The sequence below is a fragment of the Proteus vulgaris genome (assembly GCF_033708015.1).
Lineage (GTDB): Bacteria > Pseudomonadota > Gammaproteobacteria > Enterobacterales > Enterobacteriaceae > Proteus.
Genome location: NZ_CP137920.1, coordinates 1,550,170 through 1,565,481 on the forward strand (window position 1 = coordinate 1,550,170; position 15,312 = coordinate 1,565,481).

The window sequence follows — 15,312 nt, forward strand, 5'->3', positions numbered from 1 at the left end:
AATTTATTAAAGTAAATATTAATAAGTTTATTAAGTGATTTTTATTATTATATAAGGCTGTTTTTTTAACATAGGTTAATTTTTTTAATCTTTATATTATTAAATTAATGGTATTTTATTTGTTATTCAACTTTTGATATTTACTTTACATATTTTAATATTAATAATATTAAAGATTAGATATATCCTAAATAAATACAATTAAAATCACAGACTTTATTTATTATATAATATGAAAAAAATCATACTTTTTTTAAAGTTATGGGTGTTTTTTACACTCTTTAATATTCCCATATCTTTAGTAAATGCTTCTGAAAAAGCGACAGAAATATTTAACCAACAACAACAGCATAATCAAAGCCAACAAGAAGCGCTTTACCAGCAATTAACACCTGAAACACCTAATATCTATTTTGATATTAGCCAATATGAAGAAAAAGAGAGTGGAACGGAAGAAAAACACTGTTTTAAAATCGAACATATTGAAATAACCAATGCAGAGGTTATTCCTCATTGGGTTAATTTATCTCGTTTTAAAACAGAATTTATAGGGAAATGTTTAGGTATAAAAGGAATAAATACCGTTGTGACTCGTATGCAAAATCGGCTATTAACGCATGGATGGATCACTACGCGTATTGTTGTACCTGAACAAGATATTAGTCGTGGAACATTATATTTAACAATAGTCCCAGGTATTATTCGTAATGTTAAATTTACTGATGACTCTGATAAATACGCTTTGTTGTATACCAGTATGCCTGCGCATAAAAAACAATTACTTGATTTACGAGATATTGAACAAGGGCTAGAAAACCTGCAGCGATTACCGGTTGTGAGCGCTGAAATGGAAATTAAGCCAGGGAAAAATGCAGGAGAAAGCGATATTGTGATAAAACGAAAACAATCTCGTTTCTGGCATACATCATTATGGATAAATGATGCTGGATCACCCGCAACAGGGCGTTATCAAGGTGGTTTAATGTTAGCACTAGATAATCCTTTCGCACTGAGTGATTTGTTCTATTTATCAACAGAACGTGATTTAGACTTTGCGGGTAATAAAAATAATCAAAATATGATGGCGCATTATTCAGTCCCTTTTGGTTATTGGCTATTTGATATTAACGCCTCTAAATATGATTATTCCCAAACAGTTGCAGGTCATATCAAAGATATTCTTTATTCAGGAGAAAGTGACAGTATTAATGCAGGTGTGTCATATATCCTTTTTCGTAATCAAAGCAGTAAAACGACATTACGTTATGGTATTCAAGCTAAAGTTTTACGAAATTATGTTGATAATACTGAAATTGAAATCCAACGCCGACGTGTTAGCCATTGGCTAATGAATCTTTCACATCGCCAATATTTTAGTTTTGGAACTTTGGAAGGCAGCATTAATTACCAAAAAGGAACACGTTGGTTTGGTTCAGTTGCAGCCTATGAAGAACAATATCGTGATAATTACTATGCAACAGATAAAGCGGATATTCTAACATGGCGTGCTGAATTAGATATTCCTATCTCTATTGCTCAGCAGCAATTTAAATATCAACTACATTATCGTAAACAAATGACACACGATGCATTAACACCCATTGATCAGTTTGCAATAGGTAATCGTTGGACTATTCGTGGATTTGATGGTGAAAGAACACTGAGTGCTAATGAAGGTTGGTTTGTACAAAATACGTTAAGTTGGCGATATCCTGCATCAGAACAATTTATTTATCTTGGTGCAGATTATGGCGAATTAAAAACAAATACAGATAATCCTCGATTATTAGGTAAACATCTTGCTGGTGGTGTCGTGGGTATAAAAGGTTCGTTATTTTCATCCACAATAAAATATGATTCGTTTATTGGCACACCATTATCTAAACCAGATGGCTTTAAAACAGATCATGTTAATTTGGGGTTTAGCATTAATTTTAATTATTAAAATAAAGAATTAACTCAAATATTAAATAAAAAATAATAACTAAATAAAATTTATATTGTCTTTTTGGCAAGGATCCTACTTATGAATAAATTATGTTATCGCGTTATTTATAATCGTACTCGACAATTAATGGTTGTTGTTTCTGAATTAACGAAATCTTGTGGTGAAAATAATAAGCGCAATACTCTTTTCTCATCACCCATTAAAAGTTCGCTAAATCGTGTGGCATTTCTTTTATTATTGATGCAAGGCATGGTGAGTTTTTCTGTGCAAGCCAGCCAAATCATCGCAGATCAGCACGCGCCAAACAACCAACAAGCAACGGTATTACAAACCAGCAATGGGTTGGCTCAAGTTAATATCCAGCAACCTAATCAACATGGTGTATCACGTAACCAATTTACGCAATTTGATATTGATAATAAAGGGGCGATCCTTAATAACAGTCTACAAGATACACAAACTCAATTAGCGGGCATGGTAACAGGAAATCCATGGCTGGTTAAAGGCGAAGCGAATGTTATTTTAAATGAAATTAATAGCCAAAATCCTAGCCAACTCAATGGATTTATTGAAGTTGCTGGAAAACGAGCGGAAATTATTATCGCTAACCCTGCGGGTATTAGTTGTCAAGGATGTGGCTTTATTAATGCGGTAAATACCACGTTAGTTGCTGGTAATGCATTAACACAAGAAGGTGCAATTTCTGGTTATGAAATTAATAACGGAAAAATAGTGATTTCTGGCAGTGGTTTAAATGATAGCCAAAGTGATTACACTCGTATCTTAGCGCGTGCCGTAGACGTTAATTCACGTATTCAAGCTAATAAATTAGAAATTACAACAGGTAAAAATACCTTAGATAATGATGGCAATGTGATCAGCCAAGATAATTCGGCAGCTAAACAAAATGATTATGCCATTGACGTGGCACTGGTTGGTGGTATGTATGCCAACAAAATTAAATTGGTGGGTACAGAACATGGTGTTGGTGTACGCAATGCCGGTGAAATTGGGGCTGAAGCGGGGGGATTAACACTCAATGAGAATGGTCAGCTAATAAATACGGGGCTAATTCAATCTCAAACACAACTACAAGTTGACACGGCAAGTGTCAATAACCAAGGGGTGATCACGGGAGATAAGGATCTAGCGCTAAATACCACGGGTGATCTTGTTAATAGTGGCATGCTGCAAGCTAAAAATAATATCCAGCTAAAAGCAACAGAAAACGTTTCTCAAGCCGCATCAGGAAAAATATTAGCCCAAGAAAATATTCAAATTGATGCTAAAGGTTATTTGGCTGCACAAAAGAGCCAATTAGGTGCTGGTGTTGATAATAGCGGTAATGCAGTTCATCCTGCCTCGCTAACTTTGAATATAGCGGATGACATTATTTCTGCAGGTCAGCATTTAAGTGGCGATAAAATTAATTTAACGGCTAAAAATGTTGATATTTCAAACAGCAAAACACAAAGTAAAGATCTACAAATTACGACATCCGTAGGGCAAATTAAAACAGAGCTTGCTCAAGTTAATGCCAATACAGTAATGCTTAATGCGAAAACAGCGATTATTAATCGTAAAGGTGAGATCAGTGGTGATAAACTTCAACTTATTGCGCCTAACTTGATTGATAATAATGAAGGTAAATTAAGCCAACTAGGTAGCCATGATTTAAAACTCAATTCCATTACACTCAATAACCAAAAAGGAGAGATTAACACCGTCGGAAATCTCTCTTTACATCATAAAAATTTGAATAATCAACGTGGTGATATTCAAAGTCTTGGTCGCCAATTGATCATTAAAACAACGGAACTGAATAATCAACAAGGTACAATATCACTGCCTCAACAAGGTGCTATTACCCTAAAAACCGAAACGCTATTAGGTAAAGAAGGCTCCCTCTTAACAACAGGGCAGTTTTCTCTACAAGGGCAATATTTAGATTTAGAAAAAGCCACAACCCAAGCGAAAAAAATAGAGATTAGTGCTGTTAATCTTAATCATAATGACGCTAATTTAAAGCAAACGGGTACTGAACTAACATCCATTAACGTAGAAAAAACACTTAGTAACCAACGCGGTAATATTCAGACGCAAGGTGCATTAACACTCAATGTCCAAGAGATAGATAATACACAAGGTGAGGTAAGAACTTTAAACCAAAGCCGCCTAGATATAACCGCCAAAGAAGCCATTACTAACAATAAAGGTACATTGATATCTGCGGACACTCTTAAACTTAATGCCAATATATTAACTAACCAGCAAGGCAATATCCATGCCGATAAAACTAGTGATCTCACCCTGAACAATAAGCTTGATAATACGACAGGGAAAATCGTCAGTAAAAGTAATAGCGAAATAAAAGCGGGTACATTAAATAACGCTAAAGGCGAAATTGGCGCTAATGGATTAAATATCACTTTAACGGGAAATGCAGATAACCAACAAGGTGCAATAGTTTCGCAAGATAGACTAGGATTAACAGCAAATAATGTTGATAACAGCCAAGGGGTTATTCAATCAGAAAAATCCGCGTGGTTGGCAACTCAAGGTGGTGAGTTAAATAATCAAAATACGCATCAATCTGGCGGTATTGTTAGTCGAGGAGAATTGCATTTAGACGTTGGTGACATTAACAATAGCCAAGGGATTATCAATGCTAAAAACAGTCTTGATCTGCAAAGTAAAACGGTTAATAGCCAACAGGGTAAAATCGTTACACAAGGCGATTTTACGGCGAATACGCAAGGATGGAATAATACATCAGGGTTAATACAGGCAGTTAATATCACTATTAACTCAAATAACCAGCCGATAATTAATCGTGATACACAAAAAGATCAAGGCATTCAGGCAATACAAAACTTACTACTGAATACGGGATCATTAGATAATAGCCAAGGTGATATCAGCGCGAGTCAATTACAATTAAATACAGCCAAAGCCGATTTTATCAACCAATTTGGGCGATTAATCTTATCAGATAGTGCAGCGTTAAAAACAGGTGCGATAAATAATCATGCTGGACTGATTATGACTGGCAAAGATCTCATTATTGATAGCCACCAGCACAAAATAACGAACAGTGACACACAAAAAAGTGGCGGAATAGTTAGTCAAGGTGGATTAAATATTCACAGTGGTGATCTTAATAATCAACAAGGACAACTTCTAGCTAAGCAGCAAGTTGATTTACAAACGAATATCGTGACTAACCAATCAGGTCAAATCCTTAGCGAATTAGCCAATTTAACATTAAAAGGAATATCGCTAAATAATAGCCAAGGGCATCTGTTTTCTCCTCAACAATTACAATTAACTTTGCGTGATAACCTGATTAATCGTCAAACAATTGATGGTAATAAGGGGATCGAAACAAAAGGGACATTGACTATCAATAGTGGGGATATTGATAGCACACAAGGCCGTATTGTTTCTGCTGATCAGTTAACTATTCAAAGTGGCAACGTAATCAATCAACAAGGCATATTAGGTAGTCTAAATAGCGATTTATCATTTAAGACTAAACAACTGGTTAATGATGATGGCTCAATAAGTGCCAATAACATCACCATTAATACACAAGGTGAGCGTTTAAGTAACCAAAGTACTAAAACCCATAGTCAGATATTGAGTAAAAATGCACTCAACATTACAACCGGTGAATTAGATAACACCAAAGGAAAGTTAATTAGTCATGCTTCAGTTAATATTTTAACGCATGGCGAATTAAACAATACCAAAGGAGAAATAAGTGGTCATGAGACGTTAGAAATAAAAGCAAAAAAAGCGTTAGATAATACGCAAGGATCGCTTATTTCTAATAAATTAATGACGCTTATAATGGGAAGCGAGCTAAATAATACTAAAGGAAAAATCACTAGCCACGATACATTATCCATTGAAACTCAAGCAAAATTAGATAACACGGTCGGTAAAATAATTGCACGCAACAGTGCGAATATTTTATCTTATGGCGATTTAATTAACTATCAAGGTCGTTTAGGAAGTGAGAAGTCATCATTGACTTTAAATACACATCAAATTGACAACCGTAGCGGTGTTATTTCTGCTCAAGGTGATCTGCAATTAGATTCAAATAAATATGCTATTGATAACTCGCAATCCTTGAAAAGTGGTGGAATTGTTAGCCAAAAAAATATCACTATTGATAGTGGCGAACTCAACAATCAAGATGGTCAGTTAATTGCAAAATACAATTCAATACTCAATACTCATCAACAACAAATCGTTAATAATAAAGGTATTATTTCCGCTGATAATGGCACTATTTCTATTGACTCTGCATCAATCAACAATATTTCTGGGTTAATTTACTCTCTAAAAGAGATGGTAATTAACACCTACGGAAATGCTATTGATAATAGTAATAGCCAAAACAAGGGGGGGATTTTAACCAAAGCTAATCTTACTCTTAATGCGGGTGATATTAATAATAATAAAGGTAATTTAACAGCTGAGAATGGTAGCAAAATCACCTTCAATCAGTTAAATAACCAACAAGGCAAACTGGCAAGTCTTAAGCAAAATTTAGTATTAGAAGGCAGTAAACTTGATAATGATGAAGGATTGATTTATTCATCAGAAAAACTACAAATAGCACTATCTGATCAGTTTAATAATAACAATACGTTAGATGATATTGGTGTGATCGGTCATAGTGATATTGAAATAACAGCCAAGTCATTAAATAATCAGCATGGTCGCATTATTGCGAAGCAAAAAAATAAGCTAACATTAGGCGAAATTAATAATAACCACGGTACACTAGCAAGCCAAGCTGGAAACCTGCTAATAGAAAGCGCTCAGTTACTTAATCAATCAGGATTAATTACAGCCAAAGCAGAATTAAATATTAATACCAATAGACAGCAACTCGATAATACGCAAGGTGTATTAGCAAGCCAAACAGACAAGTTAATTATTGCCAGCCATGAATTGTTAAATCATGCAGGGCTGATCACGGCGAATACCGCATTAAATATTAACACTGACAAACAGCGTATTGATAATAGTGGTACGTCAACAAATGGCGGTATTATAAGTAAAGGCGAATTAAAAATTAATGCCGGTAATATTGATAATTTTGAAGGTAAAATCACGTCAACGGCTAAGCAGTCACTGTTTGTTGACGATATTAATAATAAGAAAGGTAAAATTGGTAGCATAGAAGAACGCGTATTAATCGAAAGTGGTGCCATTAATAATCAAAATGGTCTTATTACAGCAAAAACACAATTAGCTATCACAACAAAAAATAATCAATTAGATAATAGCAATACATTGTCTCAAGCTGGGATTATTAGTCATGGGATATTGAACCTTGTGACAGGGAATTTAAATAATCAATCGGGCTATATCTTTTCTGCTAAATCTTTATTGCTTAATAGCTTAGGTATGAACAACCGTGGTGGCGAAGTTATTAGTCAGGCAAACGGCTTTAAATTAACGACTCAAACGTTAGATAATCAACAAGGCACACTCTATTCAGCCGATAATTTCACTTTAGATACACAAGGTTATGTATTAAATAATAATCAGACGTTATCGGGTGGTATTATTAGCCAAGGAAAACTAGATCTAAAAAGTGGTGAGCTTAATAATACTCAAGGGCGCGTTATTTCTGATGACGACTTAAATATTTCTAGCGCAAAACTGATTAATCACCAAGCACAATTAGGCAGCAAACAGGGGGGATTAAATTTAAAATCGGCTGAACTTGATAATAAAAAAGGTGTGATTAGTGCAGATCAAAATGTCGTTATTAATACACAGAAACAGAATATTAATAACCAAAATGGACTAATAAGCGCATTAGCTAACCTGACGATTTACAGTGGGCAGCTGGTTAATCAAACAGGAAAAATAACCACTAATCAGCAAGCAACGATTAACTCAGCCGATCTTGATAATAGACAAGGCAGCATCGCCAGTAATAGCCATCAATTAACCATTAATGCCAATAATATACATAATGCGAAAGGACTAATTTACGCTGTTAAAGCGCTCACCATTAATGCCGATGGTAAGTTAACGAATACGGATAACAAAGCGACAGCGGGCATTATTACGCAACATAACCTGAATACAACGGTTAAACAGCTAGATAATCAAAATGGATTAATTTCTGTCGCGGGTATGCTGAAACTTATTAGCCCTGAAAAATTAAATAATCAGCAAGGGTTAATAACGGTGGGTCAAAAAACAGACCTACAAACAGAACGGTTAAACAACTATCAAGGAAAAATCTCTGCTGGGGATCTATTAACGATTAGCCACGCCAATACACCCCTAATTAATCGTGAAGGGGCGCTTGTCTCTGCGGGTAAAATTTCATTAAACAGTGGTGATATTGATAACCAACAAGGGAAAATAACGGCGCTTAATGCCGTTACTATTAACAGCGGTGAGTTACAGAATAATCAAGGCACTCTATACGCTAAAAAAGAGTTAAATATCCATTCAAAAAAATTGGTTAATACGGATGGATTATTGCAATCAGACAGCCAGCTTAAGTTAAATACCAGACAAAATGATCTGATCAATTTAAATGGTAAAGTTATTGGTGCGACTGAAACCCAACTTAATATTGCTGGGCTTAATAACCAAAAAGGACATATTCAGGCAACTGACAAACTGGCGCTTCAGTTAAACCAAAGTGAGTTAGATAATCAGCAAGGAACACTGTTATCAGCTAATAACTTACTGATTGACGGTAAAAGTATTGATAACCAACAAGGTGTTATTCTTGCGGGTAACAATACGGATATCACGCTCAGTCAGGACTTAAATAACCAGATAGGGCAGATCCAATCTCAAGAACAACTCACTGTCACGGCTCAACAGCTTGATAATCAGCAAACAGATGATGAAAACCTAGGGTTAAAAGCCAATAATATTCATATTGCAGTAAACGATTTGCTTAATCATCAAGGCGTTATTCAAGCCAGCGAACAACTCAAACTAATTCCTGCTGAAAACCTGAATAATCAGCATGGCTTGATATCTGCTGCCATGTTAGCCATTGAAGGCAAAAACGAAAATAAATTAGCTATTGATAATAAAAAGGGACTATTAGCTGCGACACAACAGCTTCGTTTATGGGCTGAAAAGCTGAGTGGTAATGGTGAAATTATCTCGGCGGGTGACAGTGAAATTCAATTAAAAACCGCCTTTAAGTTAGAACAAGATGCCACAATTAAAGCGCAGAATGCTTTAACACTCTCTTCAGAGGATAAGATCCACAACGCTGGATTTATTTATGCGGGTGAGAGGCTTTCACTTCAAGCGATGAACTTAAATAACAGTGAGTCAATAGCATCAGTAGAAAGTGATGATTTGGTGACGACTCGCAGCAAAAGAAGTATCGATGATAATGAAAAACGTAACGGCGAAATAAGTGCAAAGCAGCTGACATTAACTATTTCAGAAAAACTGCAAAATACAGGATTGATTGATGCTTTTGGTGGCACACTCACATTAGCTGCTCATACTATTTATAACCAAGCGGGTGGGCGTATTTATGGTGATAATATCCAGATAAAAAGCCAGCAATTTGATAATCATGCACCGTTTGAAGATATTGCTCCGGTATTAGCTTCTCGTGAAAATCTACAACTATTTAGTAATACAATAAATAACCGTGATCACGCCCTTATTTACAGTGGTGGCGATATGGCTATTGCAGGTTTTGAAACAGAAAATCTGCCAGAAAGTGTTGCTGCTGATGTACTAAATAATGAAAGCGCATCAATTGAAGCAAGTGGAAATTTATTTGCTCATGTTTCAGAAATTAATAATCGTGACCTCTATTTAAAAATCAGCGATCCCGAAAAAGTATCAGAAGTACCAATGTATCAATTTGGTGTCGATCATAGTGGTGATAAATTTGATTCTGATGATGAGCGGATCTGGTACAACATCAATACGCGTGAGCATTTATTAAATATTAATGGTCGTCAATACAAAGACTTCTATGAGTTTAAATATAAGATAATTACAGAAGAGTCAAAATTATTACATCGTGATCCAGCTTTAATATTAGCGGGCAAAGATATCACTTTAAAAGGTGATAATTTAAACAATATTGATAGCCATATTATTGCGGGCGGTAAACTGATCATTGATGGTATGCATATTAATAATCAAGAAACTGCAGGTCAGCGTATTGAATACCATGAAGGTACAGCAATAAAACATAAACGCCCAGGTAAGCGTAGAGGCGGTAAGAAAAAAAGTAGTTCGACTTCATATTCTCAATATGGGCCGTTTGAAGTGGTTACTGATTTACCATTAGGTTTATTGGAATATAAAGAAAATACTGATCTCACCTCAGATAAACGCCCAGAATTAAGTGAACAGAGTGAAATAAAAGTCTTCACTACTCGAAGATTAGGTCGATTAATTACTCATCATAATCAAGTCGATGTTGATACAGCGGAGTTAACTGCGATTACGCCTGAAAAAACAGATTATGATTTGGGTGATGCTCTCTCACTAACAAAATATAAAGAGGGATTATTAACAGACCAAAGTGATCTTGCTCTCTTTGATAAAATAACCACCACAAAACTTGATGATACGATTAATGGTAATCAATCGACAGAAATCGTATTAGAAAGTAGTGATACGGCTTCCACATTTAACGCTGAAAAAACGGTAATTACGCAGCCTAATAGTGTATTACCCGAAATAAAACGATCAGAGAAACACCCTGAGTTTCCTATTGGTAAAATAATTACGGTTCCTCAATTAGAAAAACCAATGGAAGAGAAAACCATAGAAGTTAAAATTCAGACCGTAGCGCCTATATTAAAGCTCCCTGAAAACCGTTTATTTAATGTCAATAAAGGAACTGATAGCCAATATATTGTTGAAACAGACTCCCGCTTTACCAATAAAAGAGAGTGGTTAAGCTCAGATTATATGCAGAATGCATTATCGGTTGATCACAATAATACCCATAAGCGTATTGGCGATGGTTTCTATGAACAACGCCTAGTCCGTGATCAAATTATTCAGCTTACCGGCAATCAATATCTAGATGGGCATAATGATAACGAACAGCAATATCACGCTTTAATGGATGCGGGTATTCGTTTTAGTGAAGAGTTTGGCATTAAACCCGGTGTGACATTAACGGCTGAACAAATGGCAATGATCACAACGGATATGGTGTTATTAACCAGTAGGGAGATCACACTCGCTAATGGCTCCGTTGAAAAGGTATTAGTGCCTCAAGTTTATGCACGTGTTCTACCAGGGGATTTACAAAACAGTGGTGCATTACTTTCAGGTAGCGAAGTTATTTTAAATAACATTCCTGAGTTAAAAAACAAAGGCACGATTTTAAGTAAAACGAGCTTACAAGCTTCAACTAATAATTTAATCAACCAAGGACTAATTAAAGGGCAAACGGTAGATTTATTTGCGTTGCAAGATATTAAAAATGAAGGCGGACAAATTGCAGGACAAAACCGCATTAATCTGCAAGCAGGTAATAACATTATTAGTACAGCAACCGTATCGGGTAATAGTACCGACCAATGGTTAAACCGTGGGGCGGCTATTTATTTAACAGAGCCAGAAGGTGAGATTGCATTAAAAGCAACGCATAATTTAACGCTGACAGCAACAGATATTCTCGCCAGTGGTGATAACAGCCAATTGGCGTTAACCGCAGGTAAAAATATTGAATTAGGCACTATTAATACGCGTCGCCAAGAGAATATTGATTGGGATAGTAATAATTATCTGCATAAAACCAATGAAGAGGAGATTGGATCTCATCTTTATGCGGGGGATATCTCAATAACATCGGGCGAAGATCTTCATCTTACGGCAACAGATATTCAAACCACAGGCTCGCTAGGATTAACTGCAGGTAATGATATTTCGTTACAAAGTGGTTATTCCTCTATTGACCAAATCGCACACAGTGTGACGAAAGACAAATCATTTGGTTCTTCGGAAACTCGCACTACACATGCTGAAATTCATAATAAACAAGCAACGGGAACACAGCTAAAAGGAAATGAAATTTCTCTTTCTGCTGGCAATGATTTAATTGCACAGGGTGGTGAGATTATTGCGACACAAGATATCAATCTTGATGCGGGTAATCAATTATCGCTGACGACCGCAGAAGAGCTTGCTTTCCAATCTTATGAAGAAAAAATCAAAAAATCAGGCATTGGTGGTACTGGCGGTATTGGTTTTACCGTCGGAAAATCAACTTTTGAACAACTGAATAACAGTGATGCTATTACTTATAAAGGCAGTGTAATCGGCAGTACGGATGGCAATATTCGCATTAGCTCAGGGAATAATCTCACCATAGATGGCAGTGAAATGATTGCCAAAAAGGAGATATCGCTTACTGGGGATTCTGTGGATATTTCCTCTGCTGAAAATAGCTATACGGAATTAAGTCGAACCAAAAGTAAACAAAGTGGTGTGACGGTTGCCTTAAGCGGTACGGCAGGAAGTGCTATCAATGGCGCTATTGCGGGATACAAAGCCGCCAAAGAAGCTGATGATAGCCAAATTAGTACCTTACAAAGTATCAAAGCGGGGCTTTCGGGGGCTCAAGCAGTGGGAGCTGTGGCGTTAGATAATGCCCAATCAGGTACAGATAATGAAAGCACAACGTTAATTGGCGCTAATGTTTCTTATGGTAAAAGCTCGTCTGAATCAGAAACCATACACCAACGAAATATTGCTCAAGGCAGCAGTTTAAGCGCGGGTGAAAACCTCTCTATTACAGCAACAGGAAAAGAGCAAGGTGATATCACCATTACAGGCAGTGAGTTACAGGCGGGGGGTGATCTCACCCTAAGTGCCACGCGAGATATCACATTACAATCAGCACAAAACCAAGAAACAACAGACAGCAAAAACAGCAGTAAAAGCGCTTCTGTTGGTGTTGGTGTCACGGTGGGCTCGGGTGGTGTTGGCGTTAACATTAATGCGAATGGAAGTCGAGGTAAGGGATTTGAGGAGGGCGATCACACCTATTACACCAATAGCACATTAAATGCAGGGCAAACGCTCACCTTACAAAGTGGTCAAGATACGACCTTAAAAGGCGCACAAGCTCAAGGTGATAAAGTTATTGCGAAAGTGGGTGGAGATTTACACCTTGAAAGCCAGCAATCCATTGATGACTATCAGTCGAAGCAATCGAGCGAAAGTGTGGGGGGGAGTGTCAATGTGATCGGCACACCGGGAGGCTCGGCAAATATTTCGTTTAGTCGCGATAAAATGGACAGTAAATACCGCTCAGTGGAAGAACAAACGGGCTTATTTGCAGGCAATCAAGGATTTGATCTTACCGTGGGTAAACATACCCAACTTGATGGCGCGGTGATCAGCAGTAAATCTGATGCAAAAAATAATCAGCTAGATACAGGTACATTAGGCTTTAGTGATATCCATAATTACGCAGAATATAAAGTTGAGCATCAATCCGGTGGTGTAAGTACTTCTGGTGGTGTTGAAGGGAATATGCTGGCGAATATGGGACATGCATTAGCCATGGCAGGCAACCATAGTGACAGCGCTGAAAACACCACCCGATCTGCGGTATCACAAGGGACATGGACAGTGCGTGATAGCGATAATCAACAGCAAGATATTGCGCAATTAAGCCAAGATACCGACAACGCTCACAGCACGTTAACTAAAATCTTCGACAAAGAAAAAGAGCAAAATCGCCAACAAAAACAGCAATTAGTAGGCGAAATTGGGGCGCAGGTTATCGATTTGGCAACCACGGTTGATACTCTTCGTGGTACGAACCAAGCGAAAGCTGATTCAAAACTCGATAATCTTTCTGATACGGCTTACGACGATCTCTACCAAGCCCTTTCTGAAACTAAAGAGAATGTTACTGAGCGTGACGTTCAAAATTACCTTTTCCAGCAAGCATTACAGGACTATACCAACCAATCCGATTTTGGTACGGGCGGTAAATACAACCGAGCTATTCAAGCCGTTACGGCATTTACGCAAGGCATAATGGGTGGCAATATTGTCACCGCGATTGCCAATGGCTCTGCACCTTATCTTGCCAATGAAGTAAAAAACCAAATCCAAGGTAACAGTGTTGAAAGTGATATTCAGCGCACACTTGCCCACGGTTTACTCAATGCGGGTCTTGCTCTAGCAAAAGGTGAAAATGTAGCAGCACAAGCCACAGGTGCGATGACAGGGGAAACGGTGGGCATTTTATCGCATTCACTTTATGGCAAAACCCCCGAAGAATTGACTGAGTCTGAAAAGCAGAATATAAGTGCATGGGCAACGTTAGCTTCAGGGATTGCCGGCGGTTTAATTAGCGATAATAGCACAGGCGTTGCCAATGCTGCCCAAGCCGGGAAGGTTGTGGTTGAGAATAATGTCTTTAACTTGGCTGGTAGAAAACAGAAAGACATTGAATCTAGCATACAAAAACAAGTAGATGGCATTGATTTAGATTCAGTCTATGGCGATGACCAGAATAAAAAAGATGCCTATAGAAAAGGTCGGGAGCAAGGCGCTAAAGATGGCTTGAAGGATGGGATATCAGAAAGTATAGAGGGTACAATCAATACTATTCTAAACCCAATAGATGCTGTTACTGACTTAACAACAGCAGTCTGGAACTATGATAAGACTTATGATGCAATTAAAATATCCGTTACTGAATGGAATCAATTATATGAATACGCGTTAGTTAACGATCCGGAGCTTGCAGGACAGATGGTGGGATCTTTGCAAGGAAAAATGTTAGGCAATTTAGGAACCAGCGTTGTTGTATCTAGTACAACAGCAAAAACCATTCAAAAAATTGCTCAAATGGAAAGCGGTATTAAATGGTTACCCGATGCTCATGGTAAAATTCACGCAACAATAGTAAAAGGTGATGCAATAATACCTATAGATAAGATTGAATTATACTTAAGAGGCAAAGCATCCGGTGATTTGACAGCATTAAAAGCGGATTACAATGCACTTAAAGATCTGCAAGTGCAAAATCAAAAATTATTTGCTAAAGATCCTAATAATTTTGATAAATTACGAATACTAGAAAGTAAAATACATAATGTTGAAAAATCAAGAGATATGAATAAGGTGTTAAATAATGCAGGTATGCCAGACACACCTTTAAATAATTCAATTATTATCAATGAATTATTAAAATCTGCTAATGATGTAACTGCTACAAATAGAAAAACATCTATTGTTATTAATGGCTCAAAAGGAAATGTTCGAATTTATGGTACATGGACCATCCTACCAGATGGCTCGAAACGTTTATCTACGGTTGAAGCTGGGGCTTTTAAATAATAAGT

General features: G+C 36.9%; 2 protein-coding genes. Both read left to right on the forward strand.

What is annotated here, in order from left to right; all coding sequences use genetic code 11:
• The first annotated feature begins 265 nt into the window (after positions 1-265).
• Entirely contained in the window at positions 266-1,945 is a 1,680-nt protein-coding gene (locus SB028_RS07370) for a ShlB/FhaC/HecB family hemolysin secretion/activation protein (protein ID WP_286138882.1), read from the forward strand.
• Positions 1,946-2,026: 81 nt separating this feature from the next.
• On the forward strand, positions 2,027-15,307 hold the full coding sequence (locus tag SB028_RS07375; RefSeq protein WP_318860041.1) for a hemagglutinin repeat-containing protein: 13,281 nt from the start codon (positions 2,027-2,029) through the stop codon (positions 15,305-15,307).
• The last annotated feature ends 5 nt before the right edge of the window (positions 15,308-15,312 follow it).

Coding starts and splice junctions, on each gene's coding strand:
- SB028_RS07375 (WP_318860041.1), top strand. CDS start 2,027: ATGAATAAATTATGTTATCGCGTTATTTATAATCGTACTCGACAATTA.